At 60.8% G+C, this 20,283-nt stretch carries 21 protein-coding genes; 9 read left to right on the top strand and 12 right to left on the bottom strand.

The annotated features are described in order from the left end of the window. The first annotated feature begins 164 nt into the window (after positions 1-164). Positions 165-989, top strand: coding sequence for an alpha/beta fold hydrolase (locus tag J0G10_RS21150; RefSeq protein ID WP_220556636.1), 825 nt, complete (start codon positions 165-167; stop codon positions 987-989). Between the two features lie 177 nt (positions 990-1,166). Further along, positions 1,167-2,195 carry a ParB/Srx family N-terminal domain-containing protein gene (locus J0G10_RS21145; RefSeq protein ID WP_220556635.1) on the top strand — a complete coding sequence of 343 codons (1,029 nt, stop codon included), beginning with the start codon at positions 1,167-1,169 and terminating at the stop codon, positions 2,193-2,195. A 33-nt stretch (positions 2,196-2,228) separates the two neighbouring features. Here the strand turns inward: J0G10_RS21145 and dsbG are convergent, their stop codons facing one another. The 3 genes from dsbG to dsbD are packed head-to-tail and all read right to left on the bottom strand — an operon-like array spanning position 2,229 to position 5,613. Beyond that, the gene (gene dsbG / locus J0G10_RS21140; RefSeq protein ID WP_095048419.1) at positions 2,229-2,999 is read right to left on the bottom strand and encodes a thiol:disulfide interchange protein DsbG; all 771 of its coding nucleotides are present in this window, start codon (positions 2,997-2,999) and stop codon (positions 2,229-2,231) included. After that, on the bottom strand, positions 2,975-3,856 hold the full coding sequence (locus J0G10_RS21135) for a TlpA disulfide reductase family protein (RefSeq protein ID WP_095048418.1): 882 nt from the start codon (positions 3,854-3,856) through the stop codon (positions 2,975-2,977). The genes dsbG and J0G10_RS21135 overlap by 25 nt, the downstream gene beginning before the upstream one ends. Then, positions 3,856-5,613, bottom strand: coding sequence for a protein-disulfide reductase DsbD (gene dsbD, locus J0G10_RS21130; RefSeq protein ID WP_095125125.1), 1,758 nt, complete (start codon positions 5,611-5,613; stop codon positions 3,856-3,858). The genes J0G10_RS21135 and dsbD overlap by 1 nt, the downstream gene beginning before the upstream one ends. 153 nt (positions 5,614-5,766) lie before the next feature. On the opposite strand from dsbD, the gene J0G10_RS21125 reads away from it, so the two are divergent. The 5 genes from J0G10_RS21125 to J0G10_RS21105 all read left to right on the top strand — a co-directional run bounded on the left by J0G10_RS21125 (position 5,767) and on the right by J0G10_RS21105 (position 10,326). After that, a complete protein-coding gene (locus tag J0G10_RS21125) occupies positions 5,767-6,447 on the top strand; it encodes a response regulator (protein WP_220556634.1) in 681 nt (226 codons plus the stop codon). Then, on the top strand, positions 6,447-7,769 hold the full coding sequence (locus J0G10_RS21120; RefSeq protein WP_220556633.1) for an ATP-binding protein: 1,323 nt from the start codon (positions 6,447-6,449) through the stop codon (positions 7,767-7,769). The genes J0G10_RS21125 and J0G10_RS21120 overlap by 1 nt, the downstream gene beginning before the upstream one ends. Positions 7,770-7,977: 208 nt before the next feature. After that, positions 7,978-8,463 carry a GNAT family N-acetyltransferase gene (locus J0G10_RS21115; RefSeq protein ID WP_220556632.1) on the top strand — a complete coding sequence of 162 codons (486 nt, stop codon included), beginning with the start codon at positions 7,978-7,980 and terminating at the stop codon, positions 8,461-8,463. Positions 8,464-8,605: 142 nt separating this feature from the next. After that, positions 8,606-10,018: an aspartate aminotransferase family protein gene (locus tag J0G10_RS21110; protein ID WP_095048414.1), complete on the top strand. Its 1,413-nt coding sequence runs from the start codon at positions 8,606-8,608 to the stop codon at positions 10,016-10,018. Between the two features lie 83 nt (positions 10,019-10,101). Further along, a complete protein-coding gene (locus J0G10_RS21105) occupies positions 10,102-10,326 on the top strand; it encodes an MbtH family protein (RefSeq protein WP_038364139.1) in 225 nt (74 codons plus the stop codon). Between the two features lie 178 nt (positions 10,327-10,504). Here J0G10_RS21105 and J0G10_RS21100 read toward each other — a convergent pair whose 3' ends face one another. From J0G10_RS21100 to J0G10_RS21065, 8 genes are read right to left on the bottom strand one after another with little or no spacing between them, the layout of a single operon-like run. Continuing rightward, positions 10,505-11,410 carry a metal ABC transporter substrate-binding protein gene (locus tag J0G10_RS21100; RefSeq protein ID WP_095048413.1) on the bottom strand — a complete coding sequence of 302 codons (906 nt, stop codon included), beginning with the start codon at positions 11,408-11,410 and terminating at the stop codon, positions 10,505-10,507. Further along, complete coding sequence (locus J0G10_RS21095) at positions 11,411-12,310, bottom strand: metal ABC transporter permease (RefSeq protein ID WP_007917717.1); 900 nt, start codon at positions 12,308-12,310, stop codon at positions 11,411-11,413. Next, the gene (locus J0G10_RS21090) at positions 12,310-13,155 is read right to left on the bottom strand and encodes a metal ABC transporter ATP-binding protein (RefSeq protein WP_245397994.1); all 846 of its coding nucleotides are present in this window, start codon (positions 13,153-13,155) and stop codon (positions 12,310-12,312) included. The genes J0G10_RS21095 and J0G10_RS21090 overlap by 1 nt, the downstream gene beginning before the upstream one ends. Next, a complete protein-coding gene (locus J0G10_RS21085; protein WP_093435032.1) occupies positions 13,152-14,081 on the bottom strand; it encodes a metal ABC transporter substrate-binding protein in 930 nt (309 codons plus the stop codon). The genes J0G10_RS21090 and J0G10_RS21085 overlap by 4 nt, the downstream gene beginning before the upstream one ends. Before the next feature lie 35 nt (positions 14,082-14,116). Further along, positions 14,117-14,692, bottom strand: a complete 576-nt coding sequence (locus J0G10_RS21080; RefSeq protein WP_095048411.1) for a DUF6162 family protein — start codon at positions 14,690-14,692, stop codon at positions 14,117-14,119. Next, positions 14,689-15,030, bottom strand: coding sequence for a hypothetical protein (locus J0G10_RS21075; RefSeq protein ID WP_095125122.1), 342 nt, complete (start codon positions 15,028-15,030; stop codon positions 14,689-14,691). The genes J0G10_RS21080 and J0G10_RS21075 overlap by 4 nt, the downstream gene beginning before the upstream one ends. Next, positions 15,027-15,569 (bottom strand): thiamine pyrophosphate-binding protein, encoded by a 543-nt coding sequence (locus tag J0G10_RS21070; protein ID WP_220556631.1) that lies wholly within the window; start codon positions 15,567-15,569, stop codon positions 15,027-15,029. The genes J0G10_RS21075 and J0G10_RS21070 overlap by 4 nt, the downstream gene beginning before the upstream one ends. Beyond that, on the bottom strand, positions 15,566-16,765 hold the full coding sequence (locus J0G10_RS21065) for a PepSY-associated TM helix domain-containing protein (protein ID WP_095048408.1): 1,200 nt from the start codon (positions 16,763-16,765) through the stop codon (positions 15,566-15,568). The genes J0G10_RS21070 and J0G10_RS21065 overlap by 4 nt, the downstream gene beginning before the upstream one ends. 406 nt (positions 16,766-17,171) lie before the next feature. On the opposite strand from J0G10_RS21065, the gene leuC reads away from it, so the two are divergent. Then, positions 17,172-18,590: a 3-isopropylmalate dehydratase large subunit gene (leuC, locus tag J0G10_RS21060; protein ID WP_095048407.1), complete on the top strand. Its 1,419-nt coding sequence runs from the start codon at positions 17,172-17,174 to the stop codon at positions 18,588-18,590. Then, positions 18,587-19,201 (top strand): 3-isopropylmalate dehydratase small subunit, encoded by a 615-nt coding sequence (leuD, locus tag J0G10_RS21055; RefSeq protein WP_220556630.1) that lies wholly within the window; start codon positions 18,587-18,589, stop codon positions 19,199-19,201. The genes leuC and leuD overlap by 4 nt, the downstream gene beginning before the upstream one ends. 150 nt (positions 19,202-19,351) lie before the next feature. On the opposite strand, the gene J0G10_RS21050 is transcribed toward leuD, so the two are convergent. Then, complete coding sequence (locus J0G10_RS21050; RefSeq protein ID WP_095048643.1) at positions 19,352-20,266, bottom strand: LysR substrate-binding domain-containing protein; 915 nt, start codon at positions 20,264-20,266, stop codon at positions 19,352-19,354. Positions 20,267-20,283 lie beyond the last annotated feature (17 nt).

Genomic DNA, 20,283 nt, shown 5'->3' with positions numbered 1-20,283 from the left:
CCTCATCGCGAGCAGGCTCACTCCTACAGGGGAACGCATTCCAAAATGTAGGAGTGAGCCTGCTCGCGATGAGGCCGGTACATTCATGTACATTTCCAAGGTTGACGATAAAGAACCGGCAGCTCAGTCTGCCGGTTCTCTTTTTTTGTCGCGGGGGGTGGTCGATGCCTTTTTTCACGGTTGACGGACAAGCGCTGCATTACATTGATCAAGGCACTGGTCCGGCAGTTTTGCTGGCCGGCAGTTATCTGTGGGATCAGGCCATGTGGGCGCCGCAGATCGCCGCGTTATCGCCGCACTATCGGGTGATTGCCCTGGATCTGTGGGGCCACGGTGAGTCGGGACGGTTGCCTGAAGGCACGACATCACTGGATGACATTGCCAGTCAGGCGCAGGCTCTGCTCGATCATCTGGATATCGACCGCGTCACCCTGATTGGCCTGTCGGTCGGCGGCATGTGGGGCGTGCGTCTGGCGTTGTCGGCACCGCAACGGATCAACGGTCTGGTATTGATGGACACCTACGTTGGCGTCGAACCTGAACCCACCCGTCAGTATTACTTCTCGCTGTTCAAGCAAATTGAGGAAACCGGCGAAATCTCCGAGCAACTACTGGATATCGTTGTGCCGATTTTCTTCCGTCCGGGGATCGATCCGCAGTCGGCGCTGTATCAGGATTTCCGCGCGAAACTGGCGGCGTACTCTTCGGATCGGCTGCGCGAAAGCATCGTGCCGATGGGGCGAATCACCTTTGGCCGTGATGACTTGTTGCCACGGTTGGGCAAGTTGAATGCGGCGACCACGCTGGTCATGTGCGGCGATCAGGACAAACCACGGCCACCGTCAGAAGCTAAAGAAATGGCCGAGCTGATCGGTTGCCCGTGGGTGTTGGTGCCGGAAGCGGGGCATATCTCCAATCTGGAGAATCCGCAGTTTGTCACCGAGGCGTTGCTTACCTTCCTCAGCGAGCGCAACCGAATTACCGGGTAATTGCACTTCGCGGGCAAGCTCGCTCCGATACTCGACCGCACCCTGACTGAGGACGCGCGGCTAAAAGCAGGAGCGAGCCGGCTTCGCGCGCAGATCCGCCGATGGGGCCAGCCCAGGCACCGCAAAGCTGAAATCTGAGATACTGCCGCCCGCAAAGACAATCATTAAGGGACTGATGTGGAGCAATTTTACTGGCGCGATCTCAAGGATCTTGAGGACAAGTGGGCCGGCTTGAGCGTTGAAGTCAAACGAGCGAAATCAGCCAAACCTCCGCTGCATCTGCAGAGCGGTAACAACGGTCGGATGAAGCTGATGCTCAACGACATCCCGTTGTTTTGGGGCACCATCGCCACCTCGTATTACGGTGCGTGGCTGGTTCGCAATCCGCAGTCCACTCAACTGGACTCGTCACCGGTTCCTGCCATTGGTGCGGCTGACGTTCAGGAACATTTTGATTTACCCCCTGATGAGCGCATCCGCCACTGGTGCCGTTATTTCATCAACAGGTTGATGGATAATCAGGCGGACTTTCTCTATCCCGGCCATTGGGTGGCGCGTCCTCTGCTGCCCGCTGCTGCCCGCTATACCTACGGTGAAGGCGCAAAGGGCTGGTATTTCTCAACGCCTGCAGAAGCTTCCAGCCATTTGCCGAAATGGTACGCGCGCGGTGACGGCATTCTCGACAATGTGCAGCCGCAAACCGTGCATTGGCTCGATTGGGATCTGGGTCATCTGATCGGCTTGCACACGGTGGATCCATTGGCAGGCCGGATGAAATGGTGGCGTAAAAAAGCCAGGGAAGGCAGCTTGCCGCCCATCTTGCTCTGGTATGTGGGCGCGTTGTGCTCGTACGTGATCATCGATGGCCACTACCGGTTGCAGGCAGCGCTCGACGAGGGCATCAAGCCCGACTTTATCGTTTTGAGCTCCACAGAGGCCCGGCAGGTCAAATTGTGCGAAGACACACAACAGCGAGTGTTCAGCTCACTGATGATGCAAAGCGCAAAAAATCCGGATTTTGATGTACGAACATTGAATCAGGCGCTGATCAGCACCTTTGATGATCGTCCCTATCACTGGGCGGTTACGCACGCCTGGGCGGGCATCACGTCGGATCAACAGTGGATCGCTGAGGTTACGACGTTCCTGAAAGAGCAGGGGACAACGGAGTATCTGGAGGACATTATCGGCCGAAGCGAATATTGATGGCTCCCGCACTGAGGCGGGAGCCAGTAATCGTTACTTGGGGCCGAGAATCTTCACCAACTTGTCCGGCGAAGGCGCGCCTTGTTGCTGTTGCAACTCACCCTTGTCATCCATGTAGAAAATCGCCGGCGTCGCCTGCAAATCCAGGTCTTCCATCAACTGCATGTTCGCTGCCAGTTTGGTCTGCACGGCCGCCGGAATGTCTTTCAGCGCTTTGAGCGAGCTGCCCTTGCCTGCTTTTTCGTGATCCTCCAGGGCCTTGGCCGGATCTTTCGCGGCCAGCAACGCGGCGGATTTGCCCGGGCTGTCCTCGCGGATGATGCCAACCATGATGTGCCGCAGTTGCACCTTGCCGGCCTTGACCCATGGCCGTGCCTGTTCCCAGAACATGTTGCAGTACGGGCAGTTCGGATCGCTGAACAGGTACACCGTGCGCGGTGCATCCTTGTTGCCGTCCTGAATCCAGTTGCTCGCCTCGAATTTGGCCCAGACTTCCTTGGCCATCGGCGCATAGACCAGTTTTTGCAGTGGCTCGCTGCTCAGGTCTTTACCGTCGGCGTCGTACAGATTGCCCAGCAACACGTGTTTGCCATCCGGGGTCAGGTACAGCGCCATGCCGCGATTCTGATACTGCGCCGCATACCCGCGCAGGCCATCGGGGGCGTCGAACTGGCCGACGATTTTCGCGCCTTTGGCTTCGATCTGCTTGATCGCCGCGGGCAGTTCTTCAGCAGCCTGCACCGACGGCAAGTGCAGCAGGGCGGTGCCCAGAGTCAGCGTCAGCAGGTGGCGGAGGCGGGGCATGGCAGTTTCCTTGCAGAGGTGGCCGGTGCAGTGGCCGGGTTCGAATTCGGGGTTGGGGTGGCGAAGTTTTCCAGCGCGCGCGCCAGGCTGGCGTTGGACAGCTCACCCAGGTGGCTGGTCAGCAGCCGACCGTCAGGGCTATAGAACAGCGTAGTCGGCAATGCCATGGAACCGACGGCCTGACCCAGCCGACCACTGCGGTCGAACAGCACGTTATTGAGGCTCAGGCCCTGGGTTTCGAGAAACGTCGCCACGCTCTGCATGCTTTCGGCCTGATTGACGAACAGGAAGGTCAGATCCGGGCGTTGTTGCTGAGCGCTTTCCAGCACCGGCATCTCGCGCCGGCACGGCGGGCACCAGGTCGCCCACAGGTTGATTACCAGCGGGCCGCCCTGATAATCGCTGAGCTGGATGGTTTCCCCGGCCGCGTTGCGCAGAGAGATGTCCGGCAGTCGGGTGCCTTGTTCGTAGAGGTTTAACGACAACGTCGCCAACAGCCAGAACGCCACGCCGCTGGCCACGCCAAAACCCAACGGGCGACGCAGCCCTGGACGCCGCCAGCCGCGATACAGGGCGACCAGCAACAGCACGATCACCCCCGGCCAGGCGAGGAAACCACCGTCGCGCAAATCGATGATCTGCCACGGGTCATTGCGATAGTGCGACCAGTACAGCAGCACAAAGGCAATTCGCGCCGCGAGCATGCCCAGCAGAAACAGGCTGAACAATGCTGACTCGGGGTTATCACCGCCACGCTTGGCCACCCGCCAGCCGACAAAGGTCGCCAGCGCCAGGGCACTGATCAGCAGCAGGTGGTTAAGCGCGATGGCAAAGGTGCCGAGGGTGAAAGTCAGCATTAATGGGCATCTCGGGTGGCAGTCCAGTGTTGCAGGAACGTCTCGGCGTCGACTTCGCCGGTGATGCGCTGGCTGCGGCGCTCCAGACCATCAGCACCGATCCAGATGAACGTCGGCGGTCCCGGCACTTTGTAGCGGCTGAGCAGTTCAGCGCTGGCGGCATTGTCGTCGGTGACATCAAGCCTGAGCAGGCGCACGTTGCTCAACGCCTGCATCACGTTGTCCTTACCGAACACCTGCTTCTCCATGATCAGGCAAGACTTGCACCAGTCGGCGTAGTAATCGAGCAGCACCCACTGACCCTGAGCCTTGGCGGCATCGAGTTCGCGTTGCAGCGCCGCCGGCTCCTTGATCGTGGTGAACGCTTCATGACCCGAAGGCGCGGCGGCGCCAGCGCGGCCGGCACTGTAGACCTGCAACGGTTGATACGGATCATCGCTGCCGCCCGCCGCACCAATCACCAGCAAACTGCCCCACAGCCCGAGCAGCAGCGAACTGGCGCCGAACAACTGCGCAACGCGGCCAAAACCTTCGGACTGTTTCCAGGCGCAGAACGCGGCGATCAACAGCAGCGCGCCGCACAGGCCCAGCCATAACGACGCATCCAGCACCGGGCGCAACATCACCAGCGCAGTGGCGAGGAAGAAGAATCCGAACACGCCTTTGAGCAGGTTCATCCACGCACCGGGTTTGGGCAGGAAGCCATTGCCAACGGTCACCAGCAACAGCAGCGGCACACCGATGCCGATGCCCAGCGAAAACAGAATCAAACCACCGTGCAGCGCGTTGCCGGTCTGCGCGATATACAGTAAGACACCCGCCAGTGGCGCGGTCATGCACGGGCCGACCAGCAGACCGGACAATGCACCGAGCGCTCCGGCACCGATCACGCTGCCACCGCTGCGACTGCGCGAGGCGTGTTCCAGGCGATCGCGCAGGGCCACCGGCAATTGCAGTTCAAAGAAGCCAAACATCGGCAACGCCAACACCACGAAGATCGCGGCAAAGGTCCCCAGCAGCCATGGATTTTGCAACCATGCCTGCAGGTTCGCGCCGAGCAGCGCGGCAATCACGCCCATCGCTGCATACACCAGCGCCATGCAAATCACATAACTGCCGGCCAGTACAAATCCGCGACGCGGGGTGGCACCACTGCCGACGACCATTCCGGCCAGAATCGGCAGCATCGGCAATGAGCACGGCGCAAATGCCAGCAGCAAGCCGAAACCGAAAAACGCCAGCAAGCTCCAGCCCAACGCGTGTTCTTGCAGGCTGCTGGCCAGGGCTTGATCCGGTGCCTGGTCGTTCGTTGTCGCTGTTGTCGCCGGTGTTGTCGTGGCTGGCGCTTTACCGCCCAGGTCGATGACCCGGGTTTGCGGTGGATAGCACAGGCCGGCATCGGCACAGCCCTGATAGCCGACCTTGATCTGCCCCGTGGCCGAGGCTGGAATTTTAATTTCCAGCCCTTGGCGATAGACCGGTTGCTCACCGAAAAACTCGTCGCTGTGGGATTCGCCTTCAGGCAGCGCGGGCTGTTGCTCTGCGCTCAGCCCTTCGAATTTCAGGCGTTTCTGATACAGGTAATAACCGTCGGCGATTTGCCAGAACAACTGGGTCTCACCGGATTCTAGGCGCTCGGATGTCAGCACGAATGCCTGGTCGACCAGGAGAAACTCCGGTTTTGTCTCAAATGGATTGTTCCCGGCCTGGGCCAGGCTGGAGATCAGCAGAGCAAACAAAAGAAAAAAATGACGCATGGAGGAGCCTTGTCCCTGTGCAAGTGAGGTGCACAATGGGCGGCGGCGATTAACCGATGATTAACCGCCACGCCCTTGTCGCTGTGACGTTCGGGGCATAATGTCAGCTTAATCGGCCAACTGCCTAATCGGCTTTTTTCTACGGGACTCACCATGCACGTACTGGTTTGCGAAGACGATGAGCTGATTGCCAGCGGCATCGTTGCCGGTCTCACGGCTCAGGGTTTGACCGTTGAGCACGTCAACACCGCATCGAAAGCGCGGGCGATGCTCAAGGTTGCCGAATTTGACGTGATGGTGCTCGATCTCGGCTTGCCCGACGAAGATGGCCTCAAGTTGCTGCAACAACTGCGGCAGAGCCGCCTGGAAATTCCGGTGCTGATTCTGACCGCGCGCGACTCGGTCACCGACCGCGTTGACGGCTTGCAGGCCGGGGCTGACGATTACCTGCTCAAGCCGTTTGATCTGCGCGAACTGTTCGCCCGCCTGCAAACCCTGTTGCGCCGGGTCGCCGGGCGCAGCGTCAACCTGATCGAGCATGGCGCACTGACGTACGACCCGAGCAGCCGCGAAACCACGCTGGCCGGGCAACCGGTGGACCTGTCGCGTCGCGAGCAGTCGCTGTTGCAGGCGCTGCTGCACAATCGTGGCCGGGTGCTGTCCACCGAGCAATTGAAGGACAGTGTCTACGGCTTCAACGATGAACTGGAAAGCAACGCGCTGAACGTGCACATCCATCACCTGCGCAGCAAGCTGGGCAAAGGCATCGTCGAAACCGTGCGCGGTCTGGGCTATCGCCTTGGCCCGGCCGACGGTGGAGATCAAGGCAAGTGATGAGTCTGCGACTGCGCCTGAGCCTGACCCTCGGCGCTGCATTTGCGCTGATCTGGGCGCTGGCGGCGGCCTGGATGCTCAGTGACCTGCGCAATCAGATGATGTTCTCTCTCGACCAGCGTCTGGTGGCCTCGGCGCGCATGGTCGCCGGGCTGCTGGAACAGTTGCCGACGCTGCCGAGCAAAGGCGAGGGCACGCATTTCAGTGCCGAACAACTGAATATCCCCGGTGGCATGGCCTGTCAGGTCAGCTCCTTGCGTGGGGAAATTCTTGCGCGCAGCCACAACAATCCCGAACAAGCGCTGGAAGCCGAGAAAATGGGCTTCCATGACCAGATGATCGACGGTGCACCGTGGCGCAGCTTCACCCTCGCCCGGGGCGATGTGCGCATTACCACAGCCGACCGGCAGATCGAGCGCGAGGCGCTGAACATGTCGATCCTGCTGGCAGCGTCGGTGCCGGTGGGCGTGGCGCTGCTCGGTTGTCTGTGCCTGTTGTGGCTGGGTATCGGCCAAGGGCTGGCGCCGCTCAACCGTCTACGTGAAGCGTTGATGCGGCGCAATGCCGACTCGCTTGAGCCGTTGCAGATCCAGACCTTCCCCAGCGAATTGAAGCCGCTGCTGGAAACGCAAAATCAGTTGTTTCAACGCATCGGCAAAACCATCGAGCGCGAGCGGCGCCTGACCGGTGACGCGGCGCATGAACTGCGCAGCCCGCTGACGGCGATCAAGACCCACCTGCAAGTTGCGCGCATGACCGATGGCAGCGCCCGCGATCAGTCGCTGGCGCGGGCCGAGGAGGGCGCCGATCGCTTGCATCGCACCCTCGAACAGTTGCTGTTGCTGGCGCGGGTCGAGGGTAGTCTGTCGTTCGATGACGGTTCGCAGTGCAGCGCCGAGCAAGTGGCACGCCTGGCGATCCAGGACGCCACCGGTGGCGAGCACCAGCGCATCAAACTGCAACTGCCGACCGGACTTTCCGTTGCACCGCTGCAAATGCCGGCGGTGCTGTCGATTGCGGCGCTGCGCAATCTGCTCGACAACGCCCTGCGCCATACGCCAGAAAACTGCGCGGTTGAGCTGAGCCTGGAAACCATTGGCAACCGTGTGCGGTTTGTCGTGCGCGACCATGGCCCGGGGATTGCGGCGGATGATCTGCAACACCTGACCCAACGCTTCTGGCGCAACGGCCAGAGCACCGGTTGCGGCCTTGGCCTGGCGATTGTTCAGGCGATCGTCCAGCGCTGCGACTGCGCCCTGCATTTCGACAGCCGCCCGGATGGCCTGAGTGTCGAGCTGACCATGCCATTGCAACCTGTCTGATTCCAGTAGAACTTGTGTAGGAGCTGTCGAAGGCTGCGATCTTTTGATTTTGTTTTTCAAGATCAAGATCAAAAGATCGCAGCCTTCGGCAGCTCCTACAGGAAATCGCGCCAGACACATCAAATGTAACTTTTCGACATTCGCTATCCGGCAGGGGTGGGGGTAAGGTCAACGCAGCTTTGACTCAATGGATTGAGGGAATTGCGCCATGGAAGCACCCATCTGCATTCGTCCCGCCACACTGGCCGACGCCGGCATCATCAGCCGCATCATCGAACGTTCGATCCGTATCGGTTGTGCGCTCGACCACCGTAACGATCCGACACGGGTCAGCACCTGGATCACTCAGCAATCCGCCGACTTCATCAGCGCCCGCCTCGCCGACCCGCACTTCTATTTATGCATGGCTTTACTGGCGGACAAACCGGTCGGTGTCGGCATGGCACAGGCCAGTGGTGACATTTCCCTGTGTTACGTGCAGCCGGAATCCTTTCGCCGGGGCGTCGGGCGCGCGTTGATGCACGATCTGGAAGGCTGGTTGCGGGTTCGCGACGTTGCTCAAGCGAATCTCAACAGCACGCGCACCGGCCGTACTTTTTATCGCCGTCTGGGCTATCGCGAGTCAGCGCCGCCCGTCGAATACCAAGGCGTGCAGACCCTGCCCATGCACAAGTCGTTGGCAGCGCCGGCCTGACAACACGATCACGGGCTAAATCCTCAGGCCCCTTAAGCGTTTCCAGAACAGGAAAACCTGCAAGTGCGCCCCGCGATCGGAATGCGCACCTGTCCGGTGTGCTGTTTTGGTCACTATCCATAGCCAATTGAGGGGTCGAGAGATGTCAGTCGCCACCAGCCTTATCGAAGAGTCGTCGGCCCGGGTTACCTCGGCGCCGGCCGAAACGCTGTACCAGTTCAATGAATCGCCATTGCTGGCTCGTCAGGCCCGGCAGGAGTCCAACGCGCGCAGCTATCCACGACGCATTCCATTGGCACTGAAGCGCGCCAAAGGCCTGTATGTCGAAGACGTTGAAGGGCGCACGTTCATCGACTGCCTCGCCGGGGCCGGCACGCTGGCGCTGGGGCATAACCACCCGGTGGTGATCGAAGCGATCCAGCAGGTACTGGCCGATGAATTGCCATTGCATACCCTCGACCTGACCACGCCGGTCAAGGATCAGTTCGTCCAGGACCTGTTCGGCCTGCTGCCATCTGCCCTCGCGGCTGAAGCGAAAATCCAGTTCTGCGGCCCGACCGGTACCGATGCCGTGGAAGCGGCATTGAAGCTGGTACGCACGGCGACCGGGCGCAGCACCGTGCTGTCGTTCTCCGGTGGTTATCACGGTATGAGCCAGGGCGCGCTGAGCCTGATGGGCAGCCTGGGGCCGAAAAAACCGCTAGGTGCGTTGCTCAGCAATGGCGTGCAGTTCATGCCGTTCCCGTATGACTACCGTTGCCCGTTCGGCCTTGGTGGCGCGGCGGGCGTGAAGGCTAACCTGAGCTATCTGGAAAACTTGCTCAACGACCCGGAAGCCGGCGTGCAACTGCCCGCAGCGGTGATCGTCGAAGCGGTGCAGGGCGAGGGCGGTGTGATTCCGGCGGACATCGAGTGGCTGCGCGGCTTGCGCCGGATCACCGAAAAGGCGGGTGTGGCGTTGATCGTCGACGAGATCCAGAGCGGTTTCGCCCGCACCGGCAAGATGTTTGCCTTCGAACACGCCGGTATCACCCCGGATGTGGTGGTGTTGTCCAAAGCCATCGGCGGCAGCCTGCCGTTGGCCGTGGTGGTCTATCGCGACTGGCTCGACACCTGGCAGCCGGGCGCGCACGCCGGCACGTTCCGTGGCAATCAAATGGCCATGGCGGCAGGTTCTGCGGTGATGCGTTATCTGGTTGAGCACAAGGTCTGCGAACACGCTGCTGCCATGGGCGAGCGCCTCAGCGAGCACCTGCGCATCCTGCAACGGGACTTCCCGCAATTGGGCGACATTCGTGGTCGCGGCCTGATGCTCGGCGTCGAGCTGGTCGAGCCGAACGGCACACCGGATGCGCTCGGTCATCCGCCGGCGTTCGCACGACTGGCGCCGCTGGTCCAGCGCGAATGCCTCAAGCGTGGGCTGATTCTGGAGCTGGGCGGTCGGCATGGCGCAGTAGTACGTTTCCTGCCGCCGCTGGTGATCACTGCCGCCGAAATCGACCGTGTCGCAGAAATCTTTGGCCGTGCTTTGGCCGCTGCCACCGCTGCGCTGTAAATTTTTCGCCGCGCCGAACGTTCTTTCTACATACCCGGCTGCACTCAGCGTGCAGCCCACCCTTATAACGATGGAGAACCAGCATGACGTCAGTATTCGACCGCGAGGACATCCTCTTTCAGGTCGTGGTCAACCACGAAGAGCAATACTCGATCTGGCCGGACTACAAAGCCGTGCCGCAAGGCTGGCGCACCGTGGGCAAGAGCGGCCTGAAAAAGGAATGCCTGGCCTATATCGAAGAAGTCTGGACCGACATGCGTCCGCTGAGTCTGCGTCAGAAGATGGAAGCCCAGGCCGCCGCGCAATAAGCGGCCGGGCAAAAAGAAACCCGCTGGACTGGAAACAGTCAGCGGGTTTTTTCTTGCCTTGAATTTGTGTCGGCGGGGCTGGCCTCATCGCGAGCAGGCTCACTCCTACATTTGGAATGCGCTCGCCCTGTAGGAGTGATCCTGCTCGCGATGAACGATAACGCGGTTCCGGCTGAAACTAAGCCCCGCTCAAACCCTTAAGCAACAAATCCACATTGCCTTCCAGCTCCGCCACCGGATCTACCGCATCGGTACTCAACACCACCAAACGACTGCCTGACTCAGCAATTGCCGCTTTCACCGGCTCCGATGGCTGCCGATGATGCAGCACCACCGCCACATCATTGTCCTTGAGCGTCGCCGTCAGTTTTTTCAGATCCTGCGGCGTCCATTCCGCATCAGGGCGTGGATCCTCGCCGATCAGTTCCAGATTCAGACTACCGATCAGATAACCAAAGTGATCACTCAAACTCATCACACTCAGATTGTCGGCACTCGCCAACCGCGCCTCGCTGTCGGCGCTGAGCTTCAGCAAACGCTGCTTCAACGTCGCCAGATTCGCCTCGATCGCAGGCTTGGCGCTAGGTGCCAGGCGCACCAGATCCGCCGCCATCACGTCCGCCATGCGCCCCATGTTGTTGCTCGCCAGCCACGGTTGACTGTTCAAACCATCAACCTTCAGATCCGGTTGCACGGCAATGCCCGGGAGGGCGCCGTCGACCGGGCGCGCCGCATCAACTTCAACGATGCGAATATTGCTGCGACGGGCGATCGGGTACAGCGGATCATCGGCCCACAGTGAACGCACGCCAATGACCGCGTCCGCTCCGGTTGCCAGTTTGCTCAGCGCCGGCGCACCGCGACCGGTGAAATACGCGGTCTGGCGACTGCCCGGCAAATTGGCGGGGGCTGCACGTTCCAGACTGACGTCAGTGCCTTTGAGCAGCACTTCGCCCAAGCCATACGTGATCGGCAACGAGGCCAGCACTCGCAGCGGTTTAGTGTTTTCGGCGGCCATCAACGGCGTGCAGATCACACCGCACAGGGTCATGGCCAGGGTCAGTTTGCGCAGTGAAAAACTCATTTATCCAAGATTCCCTTTCAGACTCGGGACAACCCCGCGCGCAATGGCGGCGAGGGCGAAGGCAATGCCGGCGACCAGAATGATCGCGGCGCCGGACGGAATCGGCAGATCAAACACGATCGGCGCGAGGATCCCGCACAGTGTGCTGACCGTGGCGATCAACACCGAGCACCAGAAGAAGCCCTTGAGCGACTGGCTGAGCAAACGTGCCGCCGCCGCTGGAATCACCAGCAGCGCGCCGACCAGAATCGCGCCGATGACTTTCACCGCTGCGACGGTGATCAGCGTCACCAGAATCACGAACAGATAATCCAGGGTCTTCACCGCCACCCCGCGCACCGCCGCGAGTTGTGGGTTGAAACTGGCAAGCATGATGCGGTTGTAGAGCGGCAGGGCCAGCGCCATGACCAGCGAACCGACGATGGCCAATACCGCCAGATCGTTGCCGTTGACCGTCAGTACCGAACCGAACAGTACGTTCTCGAGAATGTGCACATTGATCTTGCCCGCCAGAATCAGCAGCAGGCTTGCGCCCAGTGCCAGTGACACCGAGAGGAATACGCCGATCAAAGTGTCCGGTGCCAGACCGGTACGGTTGCGCAGGTAATTGAGCAGGATGCCGAACAGCAGGCAGTAGCCGAACAGGCTGCCGTAGGGCCCGGTGTAAGGTTCGCCGAGCAGAATGCCGATGGCTACACCGGTGAGCGCCGCATGGCCCACCGCTTCGGAAAAAAACGCGAAGCGCTTGACCACTACCAGAGTGCCAAGGCCGCCGAGTACCGGGCCGATCAACAGGCCGGCAAGCAACGCATTGACCACAAAACCGTAGGCCAGCGCTTCCGGCAGATAACCGGACGAGGCCCAGCCTTGCACCATCAAACGAAAGGCTTCGTAACTCATCAGGCAGCGCTCCGTGGATGGGTCGAGAACAAGGTCAGCAGACGTTCCGGGGTCAGCGCCTCTTGCGGTGAGGCATCGAACAGCACGCGGCGGTTTAGACCAGTGACACGGCTGGCCAGACGCCCAACCGCTTCCAGATCGTGCTCGATCCACAGCACGGTGATGCCCGCTGCACGCCAATCGCCGAGCAGACGTTCGAACACTTGAATCCCAGCTTCATCAAGGGCCGACATCGGTTCATCCAGCACCAGCAATTGCGGCGCCGGAATCAAACCTTGGGCGAGCAGCACCCGCTGCCGCTCACCGCCAGACAGCGCGCCCATGCGGCGCTTGCGTTTGTCCTGCATGCCGACGCGTTCCAGCGCTTCACCAATGGCGCCGGCGTAACGCTTGCTCAAACCGAGAAACGCCGGACGTCGCTGGCACATGGCAGCCATGAAATCGTCGACGGTCATCGGCAGACCGCGATCGAATTCCAGCGCTTGCGGTACATAACCGATGGTGCCGGGTTCGCCGGGCCATTGCAGGCTGAGCTGGCCCTGATGGGGCATTTGCCCGAGCAGGGTCTTGATCAGCGAACTCTTGCCGCCACCGTTTGGGCCGACCAGGGCATGTACGCTGCCGGGCTGCACCTGGAAGGTGACGTTATCCAAAATCGTCGTGCGCCCCAGCGTCAGACAAACCTCCGCAAAATCCAAAGTCGGCCCCGAAACCTGTGGGAGCGAGCTTGCTCGCGAATGCAGTGTGTCATTCGATAAAGATGTTGGCTGACCTGGCGCCTTCGCGAGCAAGCTCGCTCCCACAGGGGATTCGAGTTCGTTCGAGATCGTTTCTCTGGAAGTCATGCGCCAGACTCCTGAATCGCCCGCACCACGGTGTTGAGGTTGCCGGTCATTTCCTTTTCGTACTTGTCGGCGGTGTATTCGCCGTAGGAAATGTGCGACAGCGGGTACAGTTTCACGCCGGATTCACGCTGAATGGTGTCGACGTAAGTGGACGGGAAATCCATCTCCGAGAAGATCACTTTCACGTCCAGTTCACGCAACTGGTCGATGGTCTTCTTCAACTGGCTTGGGCTCGGCTCGATACCGTGGGCCGGCTCGACCACGGCGGTCACTTCCAGGCCGAACTCACGCAGCAGATAGTCGTAAGCCGCGTGCACCGTGGCCACGCGCAGTTCCGCGTTCGGCGCTTGCGTCAGTTTTGCCAGCGCGTCGGCGCGCATCTGCCGCAGGCGTTTGCCGTAGGCGCGGGCGTTCTGGGTGTAGGTCTTGGCGTTGTCCGGATCGAGTTTGCCCAGTTCGCGAGCAATGTTGTTGACCTGGGCAATAGAAGCGCTGATCGACAGGAACGTGTGCGGGTTCACCACTTTGCCGGCCCCGCGTGCGGCGACCCCGGTGGCCGCCAGCAACGGCACGTTTTCGTTGGCTTCGATGGTTTTGATGTTTGGCGTTTCGCTGGCGGCGATCATGCGGTCGGCGAAGTCGTCATGGCCAACGCCGTTGAGCACGATCACATCCAGCCCGCTGATGCGTTTGATGTCTTCGGCCCGTGGCTCGTAGGCATGCGGGTTGAAACCGGCCGGGATCAGCGGCACCACCTCGGCCTTGTCGCCGACGATGTTGGCCACATAGCTGTAGTAAGGGTGCAGGGTGATGCCAATGCGCAGGCGTTTGGCCTGATCGGCGCTGGCCAACGGGCTCAGCAGACAGGCACACAGGCCCAATAAAAAGAGGCGTAACAATGGACGGCGTGGCGATGAAATAGACATGGGCAAGCGGTCTTCTCTCGGAGGAGGGCGAGGAATCAATGGCGATGTTCGCGGGTAACCCCGGCATCGTATTGCGCGACGATCTGTTTCCAGCCGGCAGCGGACAGCGCCGCCGCAGTGAGTTGCGCCGGGGCTTGAGCGGCAGCATCGCGGCTGAGCCAGATGTCCGGCGCAGCCTTGTCATCGGCGCTGAGCAGCATCACAAACGAACCGGCGACGGCCGGATTCTGGCTTTGGCCGAAATACGCAGCGTCCGCCAGCAATTGCCAGGCATGACCACCGCGGCTGACCGAACTCGCATCCTGGGCAAATGGCGCAAACCCTTCGTCGGCCAGATTCTGCGGCGTCGGCAGGGCTTGTTGTTCCTCGCGCAGCAAGCGGATTTCATCGAGGGTCACCCGCAGGTCGGCATAGATGCCTTGCTCGGCAGCACTGAGGTCGCGGCGTGCGTCGAGCTGGTTAGTCGCCACTGGCTCGGGCTCATGGGAAACCCCGCGCCACGCGACCACAGAACCTGCGACCGCGAGGATCAACAGGCACAACAGCAGCACATTGAGGGTTTCATGACCGGCACCGGCCGGACGCACGATTTGTCGAGTGGGCGTACTCATGGGGCTTCGATATCCGCTTGGTCGATTTCCACCACGTGGCCCGGGCCCGCGTCGAACAGCACGTAAAATTCGCTGCCGGGTTTCTTGAACGTCAGTGTGGAATCGGCGCCGAGTTTGCCCGGCACCAGAATGGTTTCGTCGTAACCGATCACATCGAGGGTCACCCCCGGCGCGCCGCTGCCGTCGGAGAACCCGCCGGTGCATTTGATCTGCTCGGCGTCGATGGCTTTACATTCGCACATCGGGTTGTGAGCCAGCGCACTGGCGCTGAAACCGGCGCACAGCACCAGCAGCACGGCCTTCAGGCGCAGGCGGGAAGGGCGTTGGGAACAAGTCATGGTTTGACTCCTTGTTTGTTCAGCCAGGCGAAGGTGGCGGGGGAGGCCTGACTCAGGGGAATCGAAGCCTGATGCATGCTGCCGTCCCAGCCTTCCATGGTGATCCACAGTTCGGCGTCGGGTCTGGTCTTCTCCGGGATCGGCATCTGCGTGCCCATGCGGTATGGCGTGCCAAAGAAAATCGTACCGGCGGCGCGCAGGCTGCGTGGCTTGCCGATGCGCAGGTAGGTGGCCTTGACCTGCTCGACACAGGCATCGCAAAGGGCGGCGCTGAAGTCTTTCATGTAGCCGGCCGGGCCAGTGAGCACCGGCGCTTCGTTGCGCAGTTCGGCCAGGCGCAGGCTCCACGGGCCAACCTGGATATTGCCGATTTCATGTTGGCCCAGCCCGCTGTCACCGCGAAACAGAGAGGCGTCGGCGAAGTATTTGGGCATGAACCCCAGCGGGATCAACAGCAGCAGGACATTGATGTGGAAGCGCCATTTGTGCCAGAAACGCGCGATTCGAGAAGGCTGTGCCTTGGTGATTGATTTGCTCACAGGCTGGCCTCCGAGGTTTCACGGCTCATCGCCGGTTGTGCCTTGAGGCGGTGTTTCTTGTCTTCGCGCTTCAACGCGTTGGCGGTGGCCAGCGCAGTGCGTTTGGTCCAGATCAACAAGCCGCTGAGGATCATCATGCTCAGGATCAAACCGAAGAAGAACCAGATCAGCTTGATCCAGATGCCGCCGAAGTCGCCGGTGTGCAGTGGCCGCATGGACTCGGTGACGAACTCCAGCGACGAACGATCGGACAGAAGCCGTGAAGCGGCGATGTCGCCGTTGTACGGATTGAGCGTGGCGGTCTGGAACATCAACGGATACCAGCCGCGCCCACCGACGCTCATGTGGCTGTAGGCATTGCCCGGCAGGCTGACGAAGCTGGCTTCCAGCCCCGGAATCTTCTCTTGCGCGAGCTCGACGGCACGGTCCAGGCTGATCCGTGGCGGCGGTGTGCCGGCGGCAGAGATCGGCACGCTCTCGCGGGACATGGCCGGAATGATCGGCTCGCTGGAAATGGCGATCTGGTTGTCGAACAGAATCGCCCGAATCAGAAACCAAATCCCGGTGATGGAAATCACCGCAATGAACCAGATCGACCAGATACCGCACAAGCGATGGAAGTCACCCCAGAAGATCCGCGCGCCGTGACGCACGCGCAGGGTCGGACGCAGAAAACCTTTCCAGAAGCGCTTGTAGACCACTAGACCTGTGATCAGCGACACCAGCATCGGCACGCCGAGGAACGACACCAGATACCAGCCCCAACTGAAACCGTTGGTGAACGGCACCAGCCACCAGCCATGCAGGGCGCGGGTGAAGGCCTTGAAATCGAACGTCGGGGCAGGGCCCTGAATCACCCCGGTGTAAGGATTGACGTAGACCGTCTGCGAACGACCGTCCGGATAGCTGACCGCAACGTCGAGGGCGAAGTGGGATTCGTCGGGACGACTGATACTTTCAACGATGGTCTGTGGTTCGGCTGTTTTGATCGCTGCCATGATCTGGTCATAGCTGAGCAGCGGCGCATCGTCCGCAGGCTGGCTGGCGCGCATCTGCGGGTTGGCCAGCCAGACGATTTCCTGGCTGACCACCGCCAGCGTGCCGGTGACACAGACGATCAGGACAAAGAACCAGATCGGTAACGCCAGCCAGCTATGAACGAGGAACCACAGTTTGGAGCGGGATTTCTTCGACATGATTGCGCGTCTTTATAGCGGTGAAAGGGCGCGTGGCTACGGGCTTCGCAGCACGGCAGACCCCGAAAGACCGAACGTGGCTTTTGCCTACGCGAACGGCCTGCATCTCTATAGGACGAATGAGCGGGACAAATCCCGAAAGGTGATATGAAAGCAAATGTTTCCCAATTCCCCGCTCACCACAAATCCCTTTGTGGGAGCGAGCCTGCTCGCGAAAGCGCCGGGTCAGTCACTTCATCCGTTGCCTGATCCACCGCTTTCGCGAGCAGGCTCGCTCCCACAGGGCTTTGCTGCGTACAGGGGATCAAACACGATTCATGATCCACGCCATCACTGTCTGCCAATTGATGGCCGACCCGCGCTCCCTATGATGGGAATCACCTGATTTCCCTGAGTGAGCGCCTTGATGACCGCCAGAACCCTCTATGACAAACACATCGATTCGCACACGGTGTGCCGCCTCGACGATCAGGGTCATGTCCTGTTGTATATCGATCGTCAGGTGATCAACGAATACACCAGCCCGCAGGCTTTCAGCGGTTTGCGCGCGGCCGGGCGCGACGTCTGGCGGCCGGGCACGGCGCTGGCGGTGGTCGATCACGTCAACCCGACCACGCCTGTGCGTATCGCAGCAATGCCCGACGCCGGCGGCGCGCGGCAAGTGTCGTATCTGGCGGAGAACTGCCGGGACTTCGGCATCGAGTTGCTGGACATCCTCGACAAGCGTCAGGGCATCGAACACGTTATCGCCCCCGAGCAGGGCTTTATTCTGCCTGGCATGGTCATTGCCGCTGGCGACAGCCACACCACCACCTATGGCGCACTCGGTGCTTTCGGTTTCGGCATCGGCACCTCCGAGATCGAACACCTGCTGGCTTCGCAGACGCTGGTCTACAAACGACTGAAAAGCCTGCGCGTGACCGTCGACGGCGAGTTGGCGCCGGGTTTGACCTCGAAAGACGTGATCATGGCCCTGATCGGCCGCATCGGTGCTTCCGGGGCCAGCGGTTACGCGATCGAATTCTGCGGCTCGACCATTGATGCCCTCAGCGTTGAAGCGCGCATGACCATTTGCAACATGGCTGTCGAGGCTGGAGCGCGCGGCGCATTCATGGCCCCGGATGACAAAGTCTTCGCCTATCTCAAGGGCAAGCCGCGAACGCCGCAAGGAGAGCTATGGGAACAGGGCGTGAAGAAGTGGCGCGAACTGCGCAGTGATCCCGGTGCGCTGTTTGACCGCGAGATTCACCTTGACGCCAGCGTCCTGGAACCGATGGTCACCTGGGGCACCAGCCCCGATCAGGCAGCTGCAATTGGTGCGCGGGTACCAGATCCGCAAGCGATCAGCGATCCGATCCTGCGTCAGGACATGCGCCGCGCCCTCAACTATATGGGCCTCGAAGCGGGCATGGCGCTCAGCGACATTGTTATCAGCCACGCCTTTATCGGCTCGTGCACCAACGCGCGGATAGAAGACCTGCGCGATGCCGCCAGCGTCGTGCGCGGTCAGCAAGTGGCCGGACATGTGCGGGCGATGATCGTCCCCGGCTCCAGCGAAGTTCGCGCTCAGGCCGAGGCCGAAGGGTTGGCGCAGATCTTTATCGATGCCGGTTTTGAATGGCGTCAGTCTGGCTGCTCGATGTGCCTGGCGATGAACGACGACGTACTTGCGCCCGGCGACCGCTGCGCGTCGAGTACCAACCGCAATTTCGAAGGCCGTCAGGGCGCCGGTGCGCGCACTCATTTGATGAGCCCGGCCATGGTCGCCGCCGCTGCGATCTGCGGTCGACTCACCGATATTCGCCAATTTGGAGAACGCCCATGAGCCTGCAACCCTTCACCCACATCAGCGGTCGGGCCGCACCGTTACTGGCGGCCAACGTCGACACGGACGTGATCATGCCCAAACAATTCCTCAAAGGCATTGACCGCCAAGGACTCGATCGCGGGCTGTTTTTCGATCTGCGGTTTCTGCGCGATGGCAGCCCCGATCCCGATTTTGTGTTGAACAAACCGACATGGCAGGGCGCGAGTTTTCTAGTAGTCGGAGCGAATTTTGGCTGCGGTTCCAGCCGCGAACATGCGGTTTGGGGCTTGCAGCAGATGGGCATCCGCGCGTTGATCGGCAGCAGTTTTGCCGGGATCTTCTACGACAATTGCCAGCGTAACGGGGTGTTGTTGATCACCCTGGATGAAGCGCAGGTGCAACGCATCGGACAGCTTGTCGGTCAGGCTGAAACGGCGCGGATCAGTATTGATCTGGAGGCGCAGCGGATTAGTCTTGCGGATGGCAGCGTGATCGATTTTCAGATCGACACCCTGCGCAAGACTGCGTTGATCCTCGGTCTGGATGCTATCGGCAGTACCTTGCAACGGCGCGAGCAGATCAAAACCTTCGAACGCCAACATCTGGCCAACAACCCTTGGTTAGGCTGAACGCATAACCTGTGGGAGCTGGCTTGTCGGAACGCCGCATCGCAGCGATGAGGCCGGCACTTCCAGCATTTGTGTTGGCTGAGCTGACGCCATCGCTGCGATACGGCGTTCCGACAAGCCAGCTCCCACAGGTTTTTGTGGTGTTTTGAGCTATAGCGACAGGCTTTTGAAATGCGCCTGCAAAAACTCCACACACGCGCGCAACTTCCCCGAATGTGCCAGCCGCGTCGGGTACACCGCCCAGACATTGGCACTCTGGCTGTAATCCTCCAGCACCTGCACCAGGCGTCCTTGCTCCAGCAACGGCTTCACATCCCACAACGACCGCAACAAAACCCCACGTCCATCCAGCGCCCATTGCAAAACGATTTCGCCGTTGTTTGATGACAATGGCCCGCTGACCCGCACGCTCTCTTGCCCGCCATCGCGATCCAGATTCCAGATCCCAAAGGCGTTGTCGCGCTCCTTGATCACCAGGCAATCGTGCTGTTGCAGTTCGTCCAGCGTCTGCGGTGTGCCGCGACGTTGCAGATAACCGGGAGCGGCGCACAGCACCCGCCGGTTACTGACCAGGCGTCGACCGATGTGCTGGCCGGGCAGGTCATCGCCGACGCGGATCTCCAGATCGAAGCCTTCGTTGATGATGTCCACCACCCGGTCAAACAGGTCGAGGCGAATCTCCAGTTCTGGATAACGTTCGGCCAGCAACGACACCGCCGGGGCTACGTGATTGCGACCGAAACCGAAACTGCTGCAAATGTGCAAACGCCCACGCGGGCTGCCGTGGGCGTCGGAGAGTTCATCGTGCAACTGCTGGAAATCATCGAGAATGCGCAACGCCCAGCGCTGCACGCGCTCACCGTCCTCGGTCAGCGAGACACGACGGCTGGTGCGGTGCAGCAGGCGCGTGCCGAGGGTGGTTTCGAGAATCTGGATGCGTTTGCTGACGTAGGCCGGTGACAGGCCCAACTCATCCGCTGCAGCGGCAAAGCCGTTCTTGCGGATTACGGTGAGCAGTACGCGCAGGTCTTCGGGCAGGGGCACGGTGTCTTTCTTCTGGGACATGTCAAAAACGAACACTG

It is taken from the genome of Pseudomonas germanica (genome assembly GCF_019614655.1).
GTDB lineage: Bacteria > Pseudomonadota > Gammaproteobacteria > Pseudomonadales > Pseudomonadaceae > Aquipseudomonas > Aquipseudomonas neuropathica.
This window is presented reverse-complemented; position numbering and strand designations above follow the sequence as displayed.

Bases quoted from the DNA above. Each gene is read 5' to 3' on its own strand.
- J0G10_RS21135 (WP_095048418.1), bottom strand. From the start codon at position 3,856: ATGCTGACTTTCACCCTCGGCACCTTTGCCATCGCGCTTAACCACCTG.
- J0G10_RS21105 (WP_038364139.1), top strand. From the start codon at position 10,102: ATGACGTCAGTATTCGACCGCGAGGACATCCTCTTTCAGGTCGTGGTC.
- dsbD (WP_095125125.1), bottom strand. From the start codon at position 5,613: ATGCGTCATTTTTTTCTTTTGTTTGCTCTGCTGATCTCCAGCCTGGCC.
- J0G10_RS21090 (WP_245397994.1), bottom strand. From the start codon at position 13,155: ATGACTTCCAGAGAAACGATCTCGAACGAACTCGAATCCCCTGTGGGA.
- J0G10_RS21100 (WP_095048413.1), bottom strand. From the start codon at position 11,410: ATGAGTTTTTCACTGCGCAAACTGACCCTGGCCATGACCCTGTGCGGT.
- J0G10_RS21110 (WP_095048414.1), top strand. From the start codon at position 8,606: ATGTCAGTCGCCACCAGCCTTATCGAAGAGTCGTCGGCCCGGGTTACC.
- J0G10_RS21075 (WP_095125122.1), bottom strand. From the start codon at position 15,030: ATGACTTGTTCCCAACGCCCTTCCCGCCTGCGCCTGAAGGCCGTGCTG.
- J0G10_RS21095 (WP_007917717.1), bottom strand. From the start codon at position 12,310: ATGAGTTACGAAGCCTTTCGTTTGATGGTGCAAGGCTGGGCCTCGTCC.
- J0G10_RS21080 (WP_095048411.1), bottom strand. From the start codon at position 14,692: ATGAGTACGCCCACTCGACAAATCGTGCGTCCGGCCGGTGCCGGTCAT.
- J0G10_RS21120 (WP_220556633.1), top strand. From the start codon at position 6,447: ATGAGTCTGCGACTGCGCCTGAGCCTGACCCTCGGCGCTGCATTTGCG.
- J0G10_RS21065 (WP_095048408.1), bottom strand. From the start codon at position 16,765: ATGTCGAAGAAATCCCGCTCCAAACTGTGGTTCCTCGTTCATAGCTGG.
- leuC (WP_095048407.1), top strand. From the start codon at position 17,172: ATGACCGCCAGAACCCTCTATGACAAACACATCGATTCGCACACGGTG.
- leuD (WP_220556630.1), top strand. From the start codon at position 18,587: ATGAGCCTGCAACCCTTCACCCACATCAGCGGTCGGGCCGCACCGTTA.
- J0G10_RS21150 (WP_220556636.1), top strand. From the start codon at position 165: ATGCCTTTTTTCACGGTTGACGGACAAGCGCTGCATTACATTGATCAA.
- J0G10_RS21050 (WP_095048643.1), bottom strand. From the start codon at position 20,266: ATGTCCCAGAAGAAAGACACCGTGCCCCTGCCCGAAGACCTGCGCGTA.
- J0G10_RS21115 (WP_220556632.1), top strand. From the start codon at position 7,978: ATGGAAGCACCCATCTGCATTCGTCCCGCCACACTGGCCGACGCCGGC.
- J0G10_RS21085 (WP_093435032.1), bottom strand. From the start codon at position 14,081: ATGTCTATTTCATCGCCACGCCGTCCATTGTTACGCCTCTTTTTATTG.
- J0G10_RS21125 (WP_220556634.1), top strand. From the start codon at position 5,767: ATGCACGTACTGGTTTGCGAAGACGATGAGCTGATTGCCAGCGGCATC.
- dsbG (WP_095048419.1), bottom strand. From the start codon at position 2,999: ATGCCCCGCCTCCGCCACCTGCTGACGCTGACTCTGGGCACCGCCCTG.